The sequence below is a fragment of the Priestia aryabhattai genome (genome assembly GCF_023715685.1).
GTDB lineage: Bacteria > Bacillota > Bacilli > Bacillales > Bacillaceae_H > Priestia > Priestia aryabhattai_B.
The window spans coordinates 760671-781292 of the sequence record NZ_JAMBOQ010000003.1 but is presented as its reverse complement, the minus strand read 5'-3'; the positions used below and the strand labels follow the sequence as shown (position 1 = coordinate 781292).

Here is a 20622-nt window from a genome sequence, read left to right as displayed (position 1 = left end):
TTCATTTTATTTGCTTGATTGAATACCTTGGCTTTTTTGAGTAGAAAGATGCGTCAAACGATCTAAAATAACAGCAATGATAACAACGGCAATCCCACCGATAAACCCTAAGCCTACATCCAACATACTGATGCTTCGCAATACCTCAGCACCCAAGCCTCCTGCACCGACCATTGAAGAAATAACAACCATAGAAAGAGATAACATAATAACTTGGTTTACACCTGACATAATCATAGGCAAAGCCAGCGGCAGCTGTACTTTAATTAATTTTTGCCATTCCGTCGCTCCAAAAGCTTCTGCCGCTTCTAAAGTGGTTTGCGGAACTTGCTGAAGTCCCAGTAACGTCAGACGAACGGCAGGCGGCATTGCGAAAATAAACGTAGCAATAAGAGCTGTAACATTCCCTAATCCAAATAAAAGTACGGACGGAATTAAATAAACAAAAGCAGGCATTGTTTGCATAATATCAAGAATGGGCTTTATCACTGCTCCCACTTTATTAAAACGGTGCGATAATATACCTAAAGGAATGCCGAATAGAAGTGAGATAATAGTAGAAGCTAAAACGAGAGATAAGGTCAGCATAGATGCTTCCCATAAATCCAAGCTAATAATAAGAAGTAAACCAAAACACGTAAATGCAGCTATCTTCCAATCTGTTAACCATAGCGCTAATAGAACAAAAACAACGACCGTTACTAGCGGAGGAGAGGCCGTCAACACCCATTCAAGACTGCTTATTAAACTGGTCATTATATGGTTAATTCCAGTAAATACACCTGAAAAACTATCAATCATGTAATCAACAAATGAATTTGCCCATTTATCTAAAGGAATACGAGGAATCATCGCGGAATTTACCATCATATTTATCGGACCTCCATTTGATATGACTTAACTTCTTGTTGCTCGGTCACTGCAGTACGTTCAGTGAGATTTGCAATAAGAGTGCTTGGGGAAATCATGCCTTTTAGGCGGTGATGATTATCAACAATGACTACAGGCGACTGACTATCTGCAAATAGAGGAATCATTTCTTGTAAAGACATATCAGGATTAACGCAATGCGGCTGTGTCATTGCTTTTCCTTTTAAATCATGCTTATGAGCTTCAATAAGCTCCATCACTGTATAAATGCTCATCATGCCTAATAAGCGGTCAGAACTATCAAGAACAAAAATAGTAGATAAATGATTGGTTCTCATTCTTCTTAATACGACTTGCGGTGATTCATACTCGTAGGCAGCGGTTTCTACCGGAACCACCGCGTCTTTGGCAAGGCGGATTTTGCCGTAATTAACGTCTTGAACAAGCAGTTTTACATAATCAGTTGCCGGTTGACTTAAAATATCTTCGGCGGTTCCAAGCTGGACAATTTCTCCGTCTTTCATCACGGCAGCCCGGTGGCCTAAAGTTAATGCTTCATCCAAATCATGAGTCACAAAAATCACTGTTTTTTGTACTTCTCCTTGAATATCAAGAAATAGCTTTTGCATATCTCTTCGAATAAGAGGATCTAAAGCTGAAAAAGGCTCATCCATCAGCAGAATCTCCTGTTCAGAAGCAAGAGCTCTCGCTAACCCAACCCGCTGCTGCATACCTCCTGATAATTCATAAATTCTTTTATAAGCTTGTCCATTTAAGCCCACCATTTCAAGCGCTTCTTTCCCTCGCTTTTCCCTTTCGTTTGCTGATATGCCTTGAATCTCTAGACCGAACGTAATGTTGTCAATCACAGTGCGGTTTGGAAGGAGGCCCACATTTTGAAAGACCATCCCAACTTTATTTCTCCGGACTTGCTGAAGCTGTCTTTTTGGCATATGAGAAATATCTGTATTTTCTAAATATACCGTCCCTTCTGTTGGTTCTACAAGCCCGTTCAAACATCGAAGTAAAGTAGATTTACCGCTTCCTGATAATCCGATTAACACAAAGGTTTCTCCCTTTTTCACTTCGAAATGAGCATTATAGATAGCAACGGTTGTCTTAGTAGCTTGTTCGACTTCATATTTACTTTGTCCAGACTCTCGTAGCTTAAGAGCCTGTTCTTTTTGACGACCAAATACTTTTGAAACATTGGTAACACGGATAATGGGTTCTGTTAGTTTAGAGCTTGTACTCAATTTATTTCCCCCTTATTTTAAAGTAGATTGTTAGAAATGGTCTGACACCTTGAGATAACGTGTCAGACCGCTTCTATTTACTATTCGATCTTCATACCGATTGCTTCTAATACATAGTTGTAAAAATGATAAACATGCTGTTCGATAGGTACTAAAATACCTCCTTCTTTATAAGATTTTGAGCTCATATTTTCTTGACACCACTCACACGCTTCAAAGTCTTGTAAATTAACGCGGTGGAATAATTCCACGGCATCTTTTGGATCAAAATTCGGCTTAGCCATTTCTTCTGGGTCGAATAACCATTCGCAAATCACTTTGGACCTTTCTGCACTAATTGGAATAATACGATGAATAATAACGTGATCCGGTGTTAAATTGATAAACACAAGCGGCAGAACGGTAATGCCAAAATACGTGCGGTCATCTTCAGGAAGCAGCCCTTTTAACATAGGACGGCTTCCTTTCCCGCTGATTGAAAAAGCTTCTAATTCATCGCCAAACTTAGCTCCGCCTCCCACTGAACTTTGAGTGCCGACTCCCGAACGAAATTCAGGCAGCGTTGCCGTAAGTTCAGGGTGAATAGAAGAACAGTGATAACACTCTTGAAAGTTTTCTACAATAAGCTTCCAGTTTGCCTCGACTTCATATTCTTCACGGTGAGCGGATTTTAAGTTTTGAATTTCATATCTAGCAAACGTATAAAGCTCTCCAAAACGATCAAAAATTTGTGTGTCTAGCTGATATTCAACAGATATAGGATTGTCTGATAAATTAACCCAAACCATGCCGTGCCACACTTCAATGTGGACGGATGTTAGCCCGTAATTTTCGTTATGCACGAGTTCTTCTCGACAGTGGCTTGTATTAGGAACACCTACTAAATCACCATCTAAGCTATAGCTCCACGAATGATATGGACAGCGAATGACGCCTGCTTTACCGGATGCTTGGCTGCACAGCTTAGCTCCTCGATGCCGACATACGTTCAAGAACCCACGCAGTACGTGATCTTTCCCTCTAGTAATTAGAATATTTTCACCTTCAACTCTCGTCGTAATATATTGTCCTGGTTCTGCTATTTCATATTCAAATGCAACTAAACTCCATGATTTAGAAAATATATGATCTTTTTCTAACTTAAAAATGTCCGAGGATGTATACAGCTCTCCTTTCAATGTGGGCTCAAGTTTCCCTTTATCATTCACTAAACCATGTTCCATAACCATCTACTATTCCTCCTTCGCTTCTTTAGAAACATTTAAATAGAATCAGGTGGCGACGATTTATACTATTTTATTAGTCGCAAATCGCTGCGGAGTAAACAAATCAATCGGGTGATTGGTTTTCCCCTCTATCACTAAATCTGCTAAAATCTCTCCTACTACGCTTGCAAACTTAAACCCATGTCCAGAAAACCCTGCTGCAACCGCTACTTGAGGATGTTCAGGATGTAGTGAAATGACAAAATGTTCATCTGGTGTATTGGTATACATGCACGTTTTCCCTTGTAAAAATCGACCGTTAAGCTGTGGAAGACCTTGAGCTAGATAGTGTCGCATCATATTAACTTCGTCTTCATATATATTTCGATCAATCGTTTCCGGCGTACACGTTGTTCCTTTTCGGAAAAACGCCACTTTTGCTCCTTCAGCCCCTAATCCAAAAGAAGGGAAACCATACAATTGTACATAATCATCTGCTTCCCAAATATAAATCGGCTGTTTTCCAACTGAAAAAACATCTATTCCTTGTGTTGGTTCAAAAAACATTTGTACATGACGCTCTACCTGTAAGCTGACACCCAACTCTTGTAATAAATTAGGTGCCCAAGCGCCTGCAGAAATAATAATTTTTCCTGCTTCATATACTCCATTAGCTGTTACAACGCGCACACCTTCACCAGAAGGATGGGCTTCCCACAACGCCACCTCTTCAAAAAAATGAAGCTCAGCTCCGTATTTTTCTGCTTGAAGAAGGTGAGTATATACGCTCGCTTCTGGCCTAACGAACCCAGCCTTTTCTTCATATAAAGCAATCGTAGTAGGTGAAGGTGTAAACACCGGAAACCGTTTGTAAATATCCTTCGCTTCTAGAATCTCATACGCAAGATTCCACTGTTTAGAACTTTCGATACTTCCAGAGACCGTCAAGCTATCAGGAGGTCCCATCATAAGTCCACCGGTAACCGTAAGAATTTCTTGACCGCTTTCTCTTTCAATTTCATCCCACAATTCGTAGGCACGAAGCAATAATGGAACGTAAGCAGGGTCTTCAAAATACGACTGCCGAATGATCCTAGAACCACCGTGACTCGATCCTAGGTCATGGGCGGGACCGAACTGTTCTAACCCCAATACCCGCTGGCCTTTTTTGGCGAGTTGATAAGCAGCTGTACTCCCCATAGCTCCTAACCCGATAACAATGACATCATAATGTGTTGACATATGCATTCCTCCTACATTTCGATTTATCGATTAAACCATCGCTGGGGAGTGTGTCATCATTTTTGCTTTGTATCGCTGACCAAAGTATTCAACTTCTAAGACCATTTCTTCATTTACAGCTTGAGATAATAAGGTGTGTACAATTCCTTTTCCTAAACTGTATGAATAGCCAGCACTTGTCACAAATCCGAGGGCCGTTTCTCCATAAAAGACCGGCTCATATCCCATTACTATTGCTGAAGGATCATCTAATATAAGCGTTGCCAATACTGTTTCAGAATCTTTTCTCTGACGATCAAGCAATGCCTCCTTTCCAATAAAAACTGGTTTTGTTAAATCAACCATTTCATGAAGATTGACTTCATATGGATGATGTTCGCTCCAAAAGTCTTTCCCGCTTTTTAACGAAAGAGATTCAATTCGAAGGTTTTCAAGAGCTCGGTCTCCCCCAGCAATCAGCTGATAAGGCTGTCCTTTTTCAATTAATAAATCCCATAAATTCAGGCCTTGATCAAAAGTAGTAATCAATTCCCAGCTCTCCATTTCCCCGTAGGAATCACGCAGAGCAAGAACTGAAACATTTTCGATAAACAGCGTTTTCGCTTGCCCTTGAATCCAAGCGCCACTAAGGTCTGAACGCTGAACCACGGACTCCATTACTTCTGTAGCTTTAGGGCCGATTAATGCTACACTGCATGTCCCTGACGTTACATCTTGAAAAACAACTTGACCGTTTTGAGGCACGTGTTTTTGAATCCAGCTTGCTTCTACAGCCCCTGTACAAACAATCAAAAAAGTTGATATACCTTTGCGAATAACCATTATTTGATCTTTTATGCCGCCTAGCTCATGCAACATACATGTACGTATGCTTTGACTTACTGTAATGTCTATATTTCCTGTCGTTAGTTTCTGTAAAAACTGGAGAGCTCCTTCTCCTTTAATTTCTAACCTTTTCTTTGCTGCTGTTGTATCGTAAAGCGCTGCATGCTGACGAGTATGCAAATGTTCAGCTTCAATAATTGGTGACCAATATTCAGCGGACCACCCATCTCTTATTACCATCATCTTTTCATAAGTTGATATAAGCGAAGAGTTAGCTTCATACCACTGCGGCTGCTCCCACCCTGCTTTTTCGTTAAAATACGCTTTTAGTTCTTGTTGACGCATATAAAATGGACTTACGCGCATGTTTCGCGATACTTTTCGCTGCATAAATGGATGATGAATGCTATAAACCTCTTCATACTCTTCAATAGACCGCTGTTTGTAATAAGCAGGGCTGCATGCATACGTATCAAAACGATTAATATCGCATAGCTCTAAATCCACAGTCGGTGCACCATTCATCATCCATTCAGCCATTTGCTTAGCGACACCTGCAGAGTGAGTTACCCATATGGCTTCGGCTACCCAAAATCCCTGTACTGTTTGTGATTCGCCAAGCAACGGCATCCCATCGGGCGTGAAGGAAAAGATACCGTTCATTCCTTTTTTTATTCCCGCTTGTTTTAATGCCGGAATTAATGCCATTGCATCTTCCCATGGCTTTTCAAAATCCTTCGGCGTAAAAGGTTTGACAGACGGCATTTCTTTTGTTTCTCCGTATTTGGTAATGTCACTGAGTTCGACTGGAAACGGCTCATGCTGATATGATCCAATCCCAAGCCCTTTCTCTACCTGACGAAAATAAATTGAATTATCCTGGTCTCGAATAAGAGGAGTTGCGGCTTCTTCCGTTTCTCCATCCAATTCAAGTAAATCATTTGTAAACACATATTGATGAGCCATTGGCTGAAGAGGAATCGTTACACCTACCATTTCTCCGATGCGAGGCCCCCAGAATCCGGCACAGCACACGATTATATCTGCTTCAAACTTTCCAGCGCTCGTGTACACTGCTTTTACTTGACCATTTGTTACTTCAATATTTGTCACTTCTGTATGACCGTAAAACTCTACGCCGCACTCTTTAGAAAAACGAGTCATTCTATCAACAGCATGCAAAGGTTTGGCAATACCGTCTGACGGAACATAGAGACCTCCGCAAATACGGTCAGGACAAATCAGCGGATTTTTTTTCGCGCATTCCTGCGGTGAAAGAAGAGAAGCTTCAATTCCCCATGAGCTGGCAACACCAGCCTTTCTCTTTAGATCTTCTAATCGCTCGGATGTACGGGCTACTTCTAAACTGCCAACAGGGTAAAAAGAGCGCTGTTCATCTGTACTCAACTCTTTAAAGGTTTCGACTGTTTGAGAAGCCAGTGTTGTCAGGATTTTTGAAAAGCTAAGCTGAAATACAAGCCCTGGAGCGTGAGAAGTAGATCCTCCCGTTTCAAACAAAGGGCCTTGCTCAATCACTGTTATGTTTCGTTGCCCCATTTTACTTAAATAATAGGCAATGCTGCACCCGATAATTCCAGCTCCTATCACTACTATTCTCTTATGCTCCATCACTTCATGTCTCCCTCCTTTTTTTAATTCAAAGATGTTAAATATTGTCGATAGTTAATTATATTTTTAATTTTCATAATTTTCAAAGTATTTTGTTAAAAAGTGTGACATAGATTTTTTTGCACTATCTTTCGCCAATGTTCGGATAACGGTTTCTTAACTTTAAAATTCCAGAAAAATCTTCATTCTTTCTTTAAAATAAAGAATGTTTAAAAAGCTGGGTATCTATCAAAATGGCTCTTATCAATGAATGGTTATAATAAAAATTGCGGAAAGAAGATAGCTAAAATAAATTAGCTATCTTCTTTTTAAATCATTTACCGATCAATTGATTTTGAACGTTTGAATACTTTTGCTTATTTTTTAGACCAAAGTTGCTTGCTTTACTAATTTTTTCATTTCCTCTGCAACGTTTCTTTTGTCTTTTTCACTTGTAATACCCCCGCCTACAATCACAAGATCAGGCTGTGACTGCACAACTTCTGGAAGTGTATTCAGTTTAATGCCTCCTGCCACTGCTGTTTTTGCATTTTTCACAACTCGTTTAATCGTTTGAAGCTGCTCAAACGGTGTTTCTCCTTCGGCTTGAAGATCATATCCTGTGTGTACACAAATATAGTCAACACCGAGTGCATCTACTTCTTTTGCACGTTGTTCAAGGTTTTTTACATTAATCATATCAACAAGAATTTGCGTTCCTTGTTTTTTGGCCTCTTCTACAGCGCCTTTTATAGTCGAATCGTCAGTAGCGCCAAGGATGGTAATAATACTAGCACCCGCTTCAGAAGCTTTCATTACTTCATAAGCACCTGCATCCATGATTTTCAAATCAGCTAATACCTTTAAAGACGGAAATGCTTCCTTGATTTCTTTGACTGCTTTTAGCCCTTCGTTAATCACAACTGGAGTACCAATTTCTACAATATCGATATACTCTTGAACCTCCTGCACTACTTCTTTTGCCTCTGAAATATTTACAAGATCCAATGCTAATTGAAGTTCCATACCTACTTCACTCCTTCATTAAATGGGGTTGTCTAGCATGAATTCATTGTAAAGCCGTCACTTTCAAAAAAAAAGTAGGCACTTTTAAAACATATAGTCACTAAAAATATACTATAGCCGTTTCAGCACAGCTTATCACCTGTGTTTATTTCAGAAAATTCTGAATAACAGAGGCGGTTTTATAGTCTTCACAACGAAAGATTTTATCCCATATGTGTGGAATTATTCATTTCAGGGTCTATGACGATTTCCATATAATTTTTTCCCCACTCGTCCATGGCCTCAAGAATTGGCATCAAACTTCTCCCGTGTTCAGTCAAGGAATATTCAACTTTTGGAGGTACAACCGGATAGACTTTTCGGTGAACGATTTGATCTTCTTCTAATTCTCGCAGCTGACTTACTAACATTCGCTGAGTAATTCCCGGTATCATAGACTTTAACTCACCAAATCGTTTCGTCCCTTCTTTTCCTAGATGCCACATAATCAACATTTTCCACTTGCCTCCAATAATCGTCAATGTTAATTCCTTTTCACAGTTAAACGTTTTGCTAAAAAGTCTGCTCAATCCTTTTTCCTCCCTTTTTATGCATAATAGTATAGTTTTAGACACTATATGAAAATAAAGTGCCTACTTATAAAGGAAAATTGTACCTGCTATACTGTAATCTGTAAAGATGGTAAAAGACTATATTCGCTGCAATAGATCGTTAAAATAAAGGAGGAGATCAATTGGGCAGTGTAGCTCGTTCACGTGATAATTGTCTCAAGTCTCATTCACCACAAGCGTTAGAAGTGGATTCCATGACCTTTATCTTATTTGGAGCAACAGGAGATTTGGCTAAAAGAAAAATTTTTCCTGCGTTATATAATTTATTTTTAGATAAAAAGCTGCCTCCTTCCTTTTCTATTGTTGGTACTGGTAGAAGCAACTGGTCTGATGATGCCTTTCAAACATACGTAGAAGAATCAGTAAAGACCTTTTCAAGGCGCTTTAGACAAGGCAAGTCTAGGGTAAAAGAATTTCTTAAGACAGTTCGCTATCATAAAATGGATGTTACCAATAGTGACGGGTATGAACAGTTGCTTCATGCCATTCAAGAAGGCGAAGCAGAATTAAATATTCCTGAAAATCGTCTTTTCTATTTATCAGTGGCTCCTGAATTTGTAGATGTTATTGCTTCAAATATCAATAGAGGCGAATTAGGGTCTACAAAAGGCTGGAAACGTCTTATTATCGAAAAGCCTTTCGGACACGATTTACAATCTGCCCAAGTGTTAAATCAAAAGCTTACTGAAACGTTCAAAGAGGAAGAGATTTATCGTATCGACCACTATCTTGGAAAACCGATGATTCAAAACCTGGAAGCTTTAGCATCTGCAAACCCTATTTTACAAGCATTATGGAATCATCACTACGTTGCAAATGTTCAGATTACAGCTAGCGAAACAGTTGGTGTAGAAGAAAGATCGCATTACTATGATCAGTCCGGTGCGATTAGGGATATGTTCCAAAACCATATGCTTCAAATGCTTATGATGACTGCCATGCAGCCGCCAAAGACGCTTAATATTGCAAAAATCCGCCAAGAAAAGATAAAAATTATGGAAAGCCTTCGTCCTCTACAAAAAGAGTCTATCCATTCAAACGTCATAAGAGGTCAATACGAAGCGGGGAAAATCCAAGATTGTTCAGTTATAGGGTATAAAGAAGAGCTCGGCATCAATGTTTTTTCAGTTAATGACACATTTATAGCAGTCCGGGTATGGATTGATCATGAGCTTTGGAAAGGAGTGCCCTTCTATCTTCGCACAGGAAAAAGAATGAGTGAAAAATGCACGCGTATCGTCATTGAATTTAAAAATCCTTTAAAAGATCTTTATACAAACGAAGAAGCCATCCCTAACCTTTTAGTTGTCGAAATCAGCCCAAATGAAGGTATCTCACTGCAATTAAACAGCAAAAATCCTTTGAATGATAATAAAATCGAACCTATTTTTATCAATTTCTCAACAAATCAAAGAGAAGTACCCGAAGCTTATGAACTGTTGTTATTCGATGCTTTACAGGGAGACTCCACATTTTTTGCTCATTGGGAAGAAGTTGAATTATCTTGGAAATGGGTTCAACCTATTTTAGAAGCTTTTAACGATGAACACTTTCCTCTTCATTTTTATCCTGCAGGTACGATGGGACCAGCAGCTTCAAATCAACTGTTAAAAGAAGACGGATTTAAGTGGTGGTAGTTTTACAATTATCCTAGATTACTTCTAATCTCGTTAAAAAAACAGATTCTTTTTTAGAATCTGTTTTTTTAAGTGTTTCAAATCCCTTCAATTCGCTTAATCTATCTCACTTTAAAAAGTTAAGCTTTCGTATCTTCTTTATTTAATATCAGCCATTTGATTTTTCGATCTCGCTCTTTTCTTTCTTGTTCGTCGACCAAATCATATTTCTTCAACAAATGAAACATCTCGTTTAATGTTGTTTGCGAAGGATTTCGTACGATAAACTCATGAAATAACAAGCGAACATCTTCTGGCAGCCATTTTGACTGCGAATTAAACTTCTGCTGTACATCTTCTATTGAGTGGTCTAAATTACATTTGCTCATACCTTTTCCTCCCCTTTTATGTAACGGTTCTGCATTATACTTTTCCTTCGTTTATTCTTCTTTTCTTGTAAACGTATTTGGCATAACAACTGCCACAACTTCTCCAGTCGCAACAACGGTGTCATTAGCGTATACTTCTGTTTTAACTCTCCATTTCTTCGGATGAATTTCTTCAACTGTTCCTATTGCTTTTAGTACTTCACCCTGCGGCGTTGGTTTTTTAAAATCTACGTGGAGAGAACCGGTAACAAACCGCGGCGGCTCTGCTGAATCTCCTATTTCGTAGCCATTTTTACGGTATAGAGCAAGAGATGCAGAGCCTGTTCCATGACAATCAATTAGTGATGCAAGAAGTCCGCCATACACAAATCCTGGTATAGCTTTATGTTCAGGCTTAGGTGTATAAAGGGTAATTGTTTTTTCCCCTAGCCATCCTGTCCGAAAATGATAGCCGTCTTGATTTAATCGGCCGCAGCCGTAACACCATGCAAAATCATCCGGATATTCGTCTTGAATCGCTTTTACTACTTGTTCCATGGTTCTCCACTCCTTTTTTGGAAATATTTTAACACAATTTCTCCTACAATTGTTAGAACTAAACGGACTATTTTCAAGCTTGAGTAACTAAAAATCATAGAATAATAGCCTCACTTAGAAAATAAGTGAGGCCTTATAGTTAAAATTCTTCATAAGTAGCAGGGTCTTGATTATTAAGTCTTCCATCCTCGCAGTTCAATTCTGAAATCATATTCATCTCAGTTTTATCTAAAGAAAACGAAAAAATGGATATGTTTTCAAGCTGCCGCTTGCGAGATGACGATTTTGGAATTGAAATCGCCCCTAGCTGATAATGCCATCGCAAAATTACTTGTGAAACTGTCTTATTATGACGGTTGGCAATTTGTTTAATTGTTTCATTTTCTAAAACAGCACTTGCTCGCCCTAGTGGACTCCAAGATTCAATCTGAATGTTTTTCTCTTGATACCAATTTCGATATTGATGTTGATTAAAAAAAGGATGCAGTTCTATTTGATTGATACTTGGTAAAATGCCGGTCTCTTTTTCCAAGCGCTCGATATGCTCGGGAAGAAAATTACAAACACCAATTGAACGAATCAAGCCCCAGCGCTTCGCATCAATCAATGCTTGCCAAGCTTCTACATAATGATCTTGTTTAGGATTAGGCCAATGAATAAGATACAAATCGTAATAGTCTAAATTCGCGCGATATAAAGATTCTTGGATTGTAGGAATTGCTTTGTCATACGTATGGTATCGCCCTGGGAGTTTAGACGTAACGAATAGTTCTTATCTAGAAACCGATGTTCTTCGGAGAGCTTGCCCCACAGTGCCTTCATTTTCGTAATTATAGGCAGTATCAATTAGACGATACCCCACATCAATCGCACTCGTTATAGCGTTGACTCCTTCATTTCCGTTAAGCTTGTATGTACCAAAACCTATAGCAGGCAAGGTTACCCCATCATTAAGCGTTATTTCAGGAATTACTTTACTCATTATTATCCACTCCTTTCAATCATGTCCTAAGGGTAGCATATATTATCCAATACTTGAATAAATTTGCACCGATCATTTTTAAAAAGGAGTGATGCTTTCAAACAATCAAAAAAGTTATTACGGAGAAACCTCCGTTTTAAACTCGTTAACTTCGCACTTTTCTGTTTCATTCTTGTTTTTAGTTAACGTAAAGAAAGCTACAAAACCCAAAAGCGCCGTACTAAATAAAATAGCAGCCATCGGAATCGCTGTTGTTTCGTTAATACCTACTAAAGGAGAAACAATTGACCCTAAAGTTAGTGGAAGCATACCTAACACGGCACTCGCACTTCCTGCTCTATGTCCTTGATTTTTCATTGCCAATGTCACAGAGCTTGTGATCGTCATTCCTATAGAGATCATGTAAATAAAAATGGGGATAACAAGCGTAGCAAGTGGCCCTTTAAGCATTGTCATAATAAGAAGTACGCTAGTAGCACTTACAGCCGTAATCACAGCAATGCGAAGCAAGCTTCTTTCATGAAGAATTCCGCTAAAGCGTCCAATAATAAAGCTCCCTGTCACAATGGCTAAACCGTTAATGCCAAACAAAATGCTAAAAACTTGTGGAGAAACATGATATATCCCCTGATAGACAAATGGAGTACCTGATACATAAGCAAAACTTCCTCCGTGGACAAGTCCGACAATTAAGGCATACCCAATAAAAGAACGATCTTGTAATAAGCTACCCATTGTACGAACAGAATGGCCAATTGAACTTGGCGTTCTATTTTCAATTGGCAAGGTTTCCTTTAAACGCATTGAGATTGTTAAAACAATTAAAAGGCCTATTAAGCTTAAAAACAAGAAAATAGTATGCCAGCTTGCAAAAGGAAGAAGTAAAATAGCACCTCCGGCCATCGGTGCTATCATTGGCGCAAAGGCATTTATAACCATTAACAGAGCAAAAAACTTCGTAAGCTCTCTTCCACTAAAAACGTCTCTGACAATCGCGCGAGAAAGAACAACTCCTGCAGAAGCCGTAAAACCTTGCAAAAAGCGTGCGATGACTAAAGCCGTGATAGTAGGCGCCAGAGCACAGAGCAATGAAGATAACATAAATAAAGAGATGGAGATGAGTAAAGGTCGCTTTCGTCCCTTCGCATCACTGATTGGACCAATCACTATTTGACCAATGGCAAGTCCTAGTAAACACGATGTTAAGCTAAGCTGCACAAGGGAAGCTCGCGCATCTAAATGATCAGCGATAGCAGGAAAACTTGGCAAATACATATCGATATTAAGCGGACCTAATATCGCAAGCGTGCTGAGTAGAAACGCCAACCCTAGACGTTTTTTTCCAGTTGGATTATGAATCATAATAGCAGAGCACCTTCCTTACCTAAATATTGTATTTTCACAACCTTTAGTCTATTGAAAGGCATCTCTTCTGTCTAGGACATTTGTCTAGAGATGCAGATAAAGTTCCCCTCGCAAAGAAAGATATATGAGTGATTACATACGGTTGATGTTCAAAAAAACAACGCTTGAAATATCCTTAAGATACTTCAAGCATTGTTTGAACGTTTTTTATATACTATTTAATGCCTGCTGTAAATCTTTCATAATATCTTCCCAGGCCTCCAGTCCAACTGATAAACGAAGGAGTTCGTTTGAGATCCCCATTTCTTTCCGAGCTTCTTCTGGCACAACTGCATGCGTCATAGAGGCAGGATGCTGAATAAGTGTTTCAGCATCTCCAAGACTCACTGCAATGGAAATGAGCTTAAGCTGATTCACAACTTTTACGGTTTCTTCATAACCGCCTTCCACTTCAAAGGAGAGAAGCCCCCCTCCTTTTTTCATTTGCTTTTGCATGAGAGAATAAGCAGAGCTCTTTTTATCGCCTGGATAATAAACGGCTTTTACCTTGGGATGGAGACTTAATTGTTTTGCGATATGTTCAGCATTCTCACAGTGACGATCCATTCGAACGGCCAGCGTTTTTAAACCTCGGAGTAACAGCCAAGCATCAAACGGTGAAAGAATGCCTCCGATATCTTTTTGCGTCGTTTTGCGCAGTACGGAAATAACCTCTTCGTTCCCTATTACAATTCCTGCGACAACATCTCCGTGTCCACCAATAAATTTAGTTGCACTATGAATAACTACGTCGCATCCAAGCTTCAGCGGTTGTTGCAAATAAGGAGTTGAAAATGTATTGTCTACTACAACGGGAATTCCTTTTTGTTTAGCGATAGAAGTAACTAGCTCCAAATCCACTAGAGTCATAGTTGGATTAATCGGTGTTTCAATATAAATACATGCTGTATCTTCTCTAATAGCAGCAAGAATTTCTTCCTCAGTTTCCAAGTTGGAAAATGAATGATGGATTTGATATTTTCCCTCAAGCATTTCTAAGAGACCAAACGTGCATCCATACACTCCTTTAGAACATAAAATATGATCGCCTGCTTTTGTAAGCCCAATTAACACAGCCGATACTGCAGCCATTCCCGATCCAAAGGCCAAAGCGGCTTCTCCTTCTTCAAGCTGGGCCATACGCTCTTCTAAAATGGTGACTGTTGGGTTAGATAATCGGGAATACACATAACCATTTTCTGCTCCGCTAAACCGGTTTGTACCTTGTTCTAGAGACGAAAACGTAAATGTAGACGTTTGATAAATAGGCGGAGCTAAACTATCAAAATGATGTTTAGACTCATACCCTGCGTGAATGGCTTTTGTTTCAAACTGATATTTCTCTTTTTCGTTCATACGGCTTCCCCCTTATGCAAACAAGCACTGTGTCATTCCGAAATGTAAGCGTTTTCTAATATTATATTTCTCTTTTCTTTTTTCGTTCCCTGCCTCCTATTTAGATAATTCGACCGTAGAGAAGAAGCGACATGCACGCTGCATCTCGCTTTACGTCATCATTTGTTTAATTAATGCTGAATTACGCTTTTTGAATACTTCATTATGAGAAGAAACCATAGCTGCCTTAGCAGCAGTGGGCTGAATGAATTGTTTTGCTTTGTTTACGGCATTAGCAGCGTCTTGAAAAGCACCTGTAATTAAATGGACTTTCCCTTCATGCATGAGAATATCTCCCGCTGCATATACGCCTTCTACAGATGTCTCGCTTGCTGCACTGCCTGCAACATAGCAGTCATCACTCGTTTTGATATGTAATTCACTGTTTTTTAACAGTTCTGTGTCTCTTTCATAACCGTGATTAATAATAACTTCGTCAATCGGCAAGTAAGAAATCTCACCGGTTTGGTGATTAGTCAGTTCAACTTTTTCGATAAATTCATGCGTAGCATCAGCCACTAATTTTGTAATAGATGTGTTAAGCAGACACTGAGCTGAACTGTTTATTAATTGTCTCACTTGTGCTTCATGGCCGTTTAGTTCACTGTTTCGGTACGTAATATATACTTTTTTAGCAACGGGCTCTAGCTCATTTGCCCAATCAATGGCTGAATTGCCTCCCCCGGAAACAATCACCGTTTTATTTTTAAAATGCTGCAAAGATTTAACCGTGTAGTTTAAGTTTGATATTTCAAATCGTTCTGCTCCTTCAATTTTGAGCTTTTGCGGATTTAAAATACCTCCTCCAACAGCCAGAATAATGGTTTTAGAGTAATGATGTTGGCCTGAAGAACTCGTCAGCTTAAAAATACCATCTTCCAAGCGGGAAATGGATTCAACCTTCTCATTTAAAACAACAGTTGGATCAAACGTCAGCCCTTGTTCAACAAGCTGTTCAATAAGCTTCGCACCAGTAATAGGAGTTTGTCCGCCTACATCCCAAATCATTTTTTCAGGATAAACGTGAAGTTTCCCGCCTAGCTTTGGCTGATATTCAATCAGCTTTGTTTTCATTTCTCTTAGTCCACTATAAAAGGCAGAATAAAGGCCAGCCGGTCCCCCGCCTATAATTGTCACATCAAAAAGTTCATTGTGTGTCATGCACGTTCACTCCTCGCAATCAATTGTTATTGATTATCATTCTCATTTAAATATACATCTTCTTCAACGTTTTGACAATAAAAATAACTATTGACATCCGAAAACGTTCGAATTATAGTATGTAAAGAAAACGATATTGATAATCATTATCAAATATTTGTTGTATTAAACATACACGGAGGTTCAGATATGGTTCGCCTATATACAGAAGAATTACATATTAGTTATGGTGAACGTCTAATAGTAAAAGATTTAAGCGTTAACATTCCAGACAAGAAGATTACAACGATCATTGGTTCAAACGGATGTGGAAAATCAACGCTTTTAAAAGCCATCACCCGAATTATTTCTCATCAATCCGGTTCCGTTATTTTAGATGGCGAAAACATTTCAACAGAACATACAAAAGCACTCGCTAAAAAAATGGCCATTCTCCCTCAAACCCCTGAAAGTGCTAGGGGCCTAACTGTGGGAGAACTTGTATCTTATGGGCGCTTCCCCCATCAAAAGGGTTTTGGACGTCTATCAAAAGAAGACTATCAAACCATTGACTGGGCGCTTGAGGTAACTGGAACAAAAGACTACAAATTCCGTCTCGTTGACTCTCTTTCAGGGGGTCAGCGTCAGCGAGTGTGGATTGCGATGGCTTTAGCTCAAGAAACCGATATTATATTCCTCGATGAGCCAACTACCTACTTGGATATGGCTCATCAGCTAGAAGTGCTTGAGCTTCTTCAAAAGCTAAACAAAGAGCAAGAACGTACAGTTGTAATGGTGCTTCATGATTTAAATCAAGCCGCTCGCTTTGCGGATTATATTATTGCTTTGAAAGATGGTGAAATTGTCAAAGCCGGAAAGTGTGAAGAAGTCATTACACATGATGTTCTAAAAAAAGTGTTTCATATCGATGCTGAAATCGGACGAGATCCGAGAACAAATAAACCGATGTGCATTACGTACAATTTATTAAGAGGAGATAACTAAATGAAAAAACTACTACTTCCATTCATGCTCATATTCGTACTACTTATTAGTGCCTGCAGCAACGGTTCAACTGAAAACAAAAACGAGTCTAGTAAAGGAAACAGCGAATCCAAGACGGTTACATATCAATCTGAAGACGGCCCTGTAAAAGTTCCTGCTAATCCGAAACGTGTTGTTGTGTTAGGTTCCTATGCAGGTAACGTAATGTCTTTAGGCGTCAATATTGTCGGAGTGGACTCATGGTCTAAAATGAATCCTCGCTTTGAAAAGAAATTAAAAGGCGTTGAAGAAGTATCAGATGAGAATTTAGAAAAGATCATTGAATTAAAGCCTGACTTAATTATTGGCTTATCTAATACAAAAAACATTGATAAATTGAAAAAAATTGCCCCTACTGTCACGTATACATACGGTAAAGTAGATTACCTTACTCAGCATGTAGAAATTGGAAAGCTATTAAATAAAGAAAAAGAAGCACAATCATGGGTAGACGATTTTAAAAAGCGTGCGGCAAAAGCTGGTTCTGACATCAAAGCTAAAATTGGCGAAGATACCACGGTTTCAGTTATTGAGAACTTTGACAAGCAGCTTTATGTGTTTGGCGATAACTGGGGACGCGGAACTGAAATTCTTTATCAAGAAATGAAATTAAAAATGCCGGAGAAAGTAAAGAAAATGGCTTTGAAAGATGGTTACTATGCGATTTCACCAGAAGTTCTTCCTGAATATGCCGGAGATTATTTAATCTTTAGCAAAAACCAAGATGGAGATACATCATTTGAGAAAACAGATACGTACAAAAATATTTCTGCTGGAAAGAACAATCACGTATTTGAAGCAAATGCCAAAGAATTTTATTTTAATGATCCAATCACATTAGATTATCAACTAGATTTCTTTACTCAAAAATTTCTTGGTAAGTAATTCATTCAAGAGGAATTCTTTTTAGAATTCCTCTTGTTTTGTTTCAATAAATTTATTCTTACATGAAAGGATGGGTGTTTTATGAAAAAAGACAATCAGCGTTTCATTCCTTTTTTATATAAATTAATAGGTGTCCTGCTCGTATTTATCACAATGTTTGTTCTTTCGATGTTTTTTGGCGCTGCTGACATATCTATAAAAGATGTGTGGCTAGCACTTTCATCAAGCAGTGTAAACGAACAGATTTCGATCATCCGAGATATTCGTTTACCTCGTGAAGTCGCCGCTGTTTTTGTTGGCGCAGCTCTATCGGTATCAGGAGCGATTATGCAAGGGATGACGAGAAATCCTCTTGCAGATCCAGGACTTTTAGGCTTAACTTCTGGTGCAAATGCGGCTTTAGCTGTAACAATTGCCTTTATCCCTTCCACAAATTATTTAGGTATTACCGTTGCTTGTTTTATCGGAGCTGCGGTTGGAGCAATCCTGGTGTTTGGGATTGCTGCCATCAAAAGAGGTGGTTTTTCTCCACTTCGAATTGTACTAGCCGGGGCTGCCGTTTCAGCATTTCTTTATGCGATTGGAGAAGGCGTCGGTATTTATTTTAAAATTTCAAAAAATGTATCGATGTGGACAGCTGGCGGAATTGTAGGCACTTCTTGGGAACAGCTTCAAATCATTGTTCCTTTTATTGTCGGAGGTATATTCATTGCCCTTCTGCTTTCTCGGCAGCTTACTATTTTAAGCTTAAATGAAGAAGTCGCTGTGGGGTTAGGTCAGCAAACTACAAAAGTCAAAACCATTTTATTTGTCGTCATGATTCTTCTTGCCGGTGCTTCTGTGGCGCTAGTCGGAAACATGGTGTTTATCGGCTTGATGATTCCTCATATTGTACGAGGAATCATAGGCACTGACTATCGTTATATTATCCCTATGTCCGCTATCACTGGCGCAGCGTTTATGCTGCTGGCTGATACGTTGGCCCGAACAGTAAGCGCACCTTATGAAACACCGATAGCAGCAATTGTATCGATGATTGGTTTACCTTTCTTTTTAGTCATTGTTCGTAAAGGAGGAAAAGCATTCTCATGATTCACCCAGCTCTTATTAGAAAACAACGAATAATTATGACGCTGCTCACTATTTTGATTCTTGGAACGGTTGTGGTAGGAATGGGGCTCGGTGATGCACCGCTTCCTTATAATAAAGTGTTTCCCACTCTTTTTGGCAAAGGGAATTTTGCAGATGAGTTCGTCCTTTTTTCAATTCGACTTCCGCGAACTATCATTACTCTTTTAGCAGGAATGGCTCTAGCTTTATCAGGCGCTATCTTACAAGGTGTTACACGCAATGATTTAGCGGAACCAGGAATAATAGGAATTAATTCAGGAGCAGGGGTCGCAATTGCGGTATTTTTTTTATTTTTTCCAATTGAAGCTGGCTCTTTCGTCTATGCCCTTCCATTAGTAGGCTTCATCGGCGCCTTGTTTACAGCTGGCCTTATCTATCTTTGTGCATATAGTAAAAGCCAAGGACTGCAGCCTGTGAAGCTTATTTTAACAGGCGTAGGTTTTTCGATGGGTCTTTCTGGAATGATGGTGATGATTATGTCATCAGCTGATCGCGTTAAAGTTGATTTTATTGCTAAATGGATTGGAGGAAACATTTGGGGGACAGACTGGCCTTTTATATGGGCACTTCTACCTTGGCTTCTTGTCTTGATTCCTTTTATATTGTACAAAGCAAACTCATTAAACATTTTTAACTTAAATGAAGCTGCAGCTATTGGAGTCGGTATCTCTATGGAGAAAGAGCGTGTAACATTGCTTTTAGCCGCGGTTGCATTAGCGGCATCCGCAGTCTCAGTTACAGGCGGCGTAGCCTTTATCGGGCTTCTTGCTCCTCATATTGCCAAAGGCTTAGTTGGACCGAGAAACCAGCTTTTTATTCCCGTTGCTATTTTACTTGGCGGTTGGCTTTTGCTGATTGCAGATACAATAGGACATAACATTGCCGATCCTAACGGTATACCGGCAGGAATTATTGCCGCCATAATAGGTGCTCCTTATTTTGTTTATTTGCTTTTAAAAAAATAATAAACAGACGCGCTTCTTCTAGGAAGCGCGTCTAGTTATTATTTTTTTTGTCTTTCATCTGCAGCGTTCGCTCTAGCCTGTGCTTCTAAATCGTCTTGGTCTGCTAATTCACGAGAAAACTCTTCATCTACTCCATCTGCTTTAGATGCAGGATAATCCGCTACCTTTTTTAATTGTTTTTTAAACTCTTTTTCATTCATTATAAACACTCCTTTATTTTAGACTGTTACTAGTATGCGTTTGTCGTTTCTGCACTATGTGGAGAAAGAAGGAATTTTACCAATAAGACCGAAAGCATACGTAATAAGAAAAAGAAAGGATGTTTTATATGATCATCCTTATTACGCTCTCTGTTATCATTGTATTTGTTATTTTACTGCTGTGCGTAGTTACCACTTCGAAAGCTTATGATTACAAACATACGGTAGATCCGCTTACAAAAAAACAAGACGAAAAAAAGTAGGTGCGCCCGTTTCACACACCTACTTTTT

The 20622-nt window shown here is 39.1% G+C and carries 19 protein-coding genes and 1 pseudogene; 6 read left to right on the top strand and 14 right to left on the bottom strand.

The annotated features are described in order from the left end of the window. Positions 1–6 precede the first annotated feature (6 nt). The 7 genes from M3225_RS17065 to M3225_RS17035 form a co-directional block, all read right to left on the bottom strand. Complete coding sequence (locus M3225_RS17065; RefSeq protein ID WP_251395608.1) at positions 7–870, bottom strand: ABC transporter permease; 864 nt, start codon at positions 868–870, stop codon at positions 7–9. 2 nt (positions 871–872) lie between these two features. Next, positions 873–2126: a quaternary amine ABC transporter ATP-binding protein gene (locus M3225_RS17060; RefSeq protein ID WP_251395606.1), complete on the bottom strand. Its 1254-nt coding sequence runs from the start codon at positions 2124–2126 to the stop codon at positions 873–875. Positions 2127–2206: 80 nt separating this feature from the next. Then, complete coding sequence (locus M3225_RS17055; RefSeq protein WP_251395604.1) at positions 2207–3355, bottom strand: aromatic ring-hydroxylating oxygenase subunit alpha; 1149 nt, start codon at positions 3353–3355, stop codon at positions 2207–2209. A gap of 57 nt (positions 3356–3412) precedes the next feature. Beyond that, on the bottom strand, positions 3413–4573 hold the full coding sequence (gene solA, locus M3225_RS17050; protein ID WP_251395602.1) for an N-methyl-L-tryptophan oxidase: 1161 nt from the start codon (positions 4571–4573) through the stop codon (positions 3413–3415). Positions 4574–4603: 30 nt separating this feature from the next. Continuing rightward, the gene (locus tag M3225_RS17045; RefSeq protein WP_251396125.1) at positions 4604–7027 is read right to left on the bottom strand and encodes a GcvT family protein; all 2424 of its coding nucleotides are present in this window, start codon (positions 7025–7027) and stop codon (positions 4604–4606) included. Positions 7028–7390: 363 nt separating this feature from the next. After that, positions 7391–8032 carry a 3-hexulose-6-phosphate synthase gene (gene hxlA, locus M3225_RS17040; RefSeq protein ID WP_116073173.1) on the bottom strand — a complete coding sequence of 214 codons (642 nt, stop codon included), beginning with the start codon at positions 8030–8032 and terminating at the stop codon, positions 7391–7393. 203 nt (positions 8033–8235) lie between these two features. Next, complete coding sequence (locus tag M3225_RS17035; RefSeq protein ID WP_251395600.1) at positions 8236–8601, bottom strand: winged helix-turn-helix transcriptional regulator; 366 nt, start codon at positions 8599–8601, stop codon at positions 8236–8238. Between the two features lie 164 nt (positions 8602–8765). Between M3225_RS17035 and zwf the strand changes: the two genes are divergently transcribed. Next, a complete protein-coding gene (zwf, locus tag M3225_RS17030) occupies positions 8766–10280 on the top strand; it encodes a glucose-6-phosphate dehydrogenase (RefSeq protein WP_251395598.1) in 1515 nt (504 codons plus the stop codon). A gap of 119 nt (positions 10281–10399) precedes the next feature. Here zwf and M3225_RS17025 read toward each other — a convergent pair whose 3' ends face one another. The 6 genes and pseudogenes from M3225_RS17025 to M3225_RS17000 form a co-directional block, all read right to left on the bottom strand. After that, positions 10400–10648: a group-specific protein gene (locus M3225_RS17025; protein WP_251395596.1), complete on the bottom strand. Its 249-nt coding sequence runs from the start codon at positions 10646–10648 to the stop codon at positions 10400–10402. Between the two features lie 51 nt (positions 10649–10699). Then, positions 10700–11185: a PaaI family thioesterase gene (locus M3225_RS17020; RefSeq protein WP_116073181.1), complete on the bottom strand. Its 486-nt coding sequence runs from the start codon at positions 11183–11185 to the stop codon at positions 10700–10702. 139 nt (positions 11186–11324) lie between these two features. Further along, positions 11325–12167, bottom strand: a pseudogene (locus M3225_RS17015) (aldo/keto reductase). A 117-nt stretch (positions 12168–12284) separates the two neighbouring features. Next, the gene (locus M3225_RS17010; protein WP_251395594.1) at positions 12285–13529 is read right to left on the bottom strand and encodes a Bcr/CflA family efflux MFS transporter; all 1245 of its coding nucleotides are present in this window, start codon (positions 13527–13529) and stop codon (positions 12285–12287) included. 210 nt (positions 13530–13739) lie between these two features. Continuing rightward, positions 13740–14927 (bottom strand): methionine gamma-lyase, encoded by a 1188-nt coding sequence (gene megL / locus M3225_RS17005; RefSeq protein ID WP_251395592.1) that lies wholly within the window; start codon positions 14925–14927, stop codon positions 13740–13742. 150 nt (positions 14928–15077) lie between these two features. Further along, the gene (locus tag M3225_RS17000; protein WP_251395590.1) at positions 15078–16127 is read right to left on the bottom strand and encodes an NAD(P)/FAD-dependent oxidoreductase; all 1050 of its coding nucleotides are present in this window, start codon (positions 16125–16127) and stop codon (positions 15078–15080) included. 189 nt (positions 16128–16316) lie between these two features. Between M3225_RS17000 and M3225_RS16995 the strand changes: the two genes are divergently transcribed. The 4 genes from M3225_RS16995 to M3225_RS16980 all read left to right on the top strand — a co-directional run bounded on the left by M3225_RS16995 (position 16317) and on the right by M3225_RS16980 (position 20131). After that, positions 16317–17111: an ABC transporter ATP-binding protein gene (locus M3225_RS16995; protein WP_251395588.1), complete on the top strand. Its 795-nt coding sequence runs from the start codon at positions 16317–16319 to the stop codon at positions 17109–17111. Continuing rightward, complete coding sequence (locus M3225_RS16990) at positions 17112–18035, top strand: iron-hydroxamate ABC transporter substrate-binding protein (protein WP_251395586.1); 924 nt, start codon at positions 17112–17114, stop codon at positions 18033–18035. An 81-nt stretch (positions 18036–18116) separates the two neighbouring features. Next, entirely contained in the window at positions 18117–19127 is a 1011-nt protein-coding gene (locus M3225_RS16985; RefSeq protein ID WP_251395584.1) for a FecCD family ABC transporter permease, read from the top strand. After that, positions 19124–20131 (top strand): FecCD family ABC transporter permease, encoded by a 1008-nt coding sequence (locus tag M3225_RS16980; RefSeq protein ID WP_251395582.1) that lies wholly within the window; start codon positions 19124–19126, stop codon positions 20129–20131. The genes M3225_RS16985 and M3225_RS16980 overlap by 4 nt, the downstream gene beginning before the upstream one ends. A gap of 38 nt (positions 20132–20169) precedes the next feature. On the opposite strand, the gene M3225_RS16975 is transcribed toward M3225_RS16980, so the two are convergent. Beyond that, positions 20170–20331 (bottom strand): YfhD family protein, encoded by a 162-nt coding sequence (locus M3225_RS16975; RefSeq protein WP_251395580.1) that lies wholly within the window; start codon positions 20329–20331, stop codon positions 20170–20172. A gap of 128 nt (positions 20332–20459) precedes the next feature. On the opposite strand from M3225_RS16975, the gene ytzI reads away from it, so the two are divergent. Then, positions 20460–20594: a YtzI protein gene (ytzI, locus tag M3225_RS16970; RefSeq protein ID WP_251395578.1), complete on the top strand. Its 135-nt coding sequence runs from the start codon at positions 20460–20462 to the stop codon at positions 20592–20594. Positions 20595–20622: the final 28 nt, after the last annotated feature.

What these genes read in the sequence shown, in the direction of transcription:
- M3225_RS16980 (WP_251395582.1), top strand. Translation starts at nt 19,124, where the DNA reads ATGATTCACCCAGCTCTTATTAGAAAACAACGAATAATTATGACGCTG.
- M3225_RS16995 (WP_251395588.1), top strand. Translation starts at nt 16,317, where the DNA reads ATGGTTCGCCTATATACAGAAGAATTACATATTAGTTATGGTGAACGT.
- M3225_RS17000 (WP_251395590.1), bottom strand. Translation starts at nt 16,127, where the DNA reads ATGACACACAATGAACTTTTTGATGTGACAATTATAGGCGGGGGACCG.
- solA (WP_251395602.1), bottom strand. Translation starts at nt 4,573, where the DNA reads ATGTCAACACATTATGATGTCATTGTTATCGGGTTAGGAGCTATGGGG.
- M3225_RS17020 (WP_116073181.1), bottom strand. Translation starts at nt 11,185, where the DNA reads ATGGAACAAGTAGTAAAAGCGATTCAAGACGAATATCCGGATGATTTT.
- ytzI (WP_251395578.1), top strand. Translation starts at nt 20,460, where the DNA reads ATGATCATCCTTATTACGCTCTCTGTTATCATTGTATTTGTTATTTTA.
- M3225_RS16975 (WP_251395580.1), bottom strand. Translation starts at nt 20,331, where the DNA reads ATGAATGAAAAAGAGTTTAAAAAACAATTAAAAAAGGTAGCGGATTAT.
- M3225_RS17010 (WP_251395594.1), bottom strand. Translation starts at nt 13,529, where the DNA reads ATGATTCATAATCCAACTGGAAAAAAACGTCTAGGGTTGGCGTTTCTA.
- M3225_RS17045 (WP_251396125.1), bottom strand. Translation starts at nt 7,027, where the DNA reads ATGGAGCATAAGAGAATAGTAGTGATAGGAGCTGGAATTATCGGGTGC.
- M3225_RS17065 (WP_251395608.1), bottom strand. Translation starts at nt 870, where the DNA reads ATGATGGTAAATTCCGCGATGATTCCTCGTATTCCTTTAGATAAATGG.
- M3225_RS17055 (WP_251395604.1), bottom strand. Translation starts at nt 3,355, where the DNA reads ATGGTTATGGAACATGGTTTAGTGAATGATAAAGGGAAACTTGAGCCC.
- M3225_RS16985 (WP_251395584.1), top strand. Translation starts at nt 18,117, where the DNA reads ATGAAAAAAGACAATCAGCGTTTCATTCCTTTTTTATATAAATTAATA.
- M3225_RS16990 (WP_251395586.1), top strand. Translation starts at nt 17,112, where the DNA reads ATGAAAAAACTACTACTTCCATTCATGCTCATATTCGTACTACTTATT.
- hxlA (WP_116073173.1), bottom strand. Translation starts at nt 8,032, where the DNA reads ATGGAACTTCAATTAGCATTGGATCTTGTAAATATTTCAGAGGCAAAA.
- megL (WP_251395592.1), bottom strand. Translation starts at nt 14,927, where the DNA reads ATGAACGAAAAAGAGAAATATCAGTTTGAAACAAAAGCCATTCACGCA.
- M3225_RS17025 (WP_251395596.1), bottom strand. Translation starts at nt 10,648, where the DNA reads ATGAGCAAATGTAATTTAGACCACTCAATAGAAGATGTACAGCAGAAG.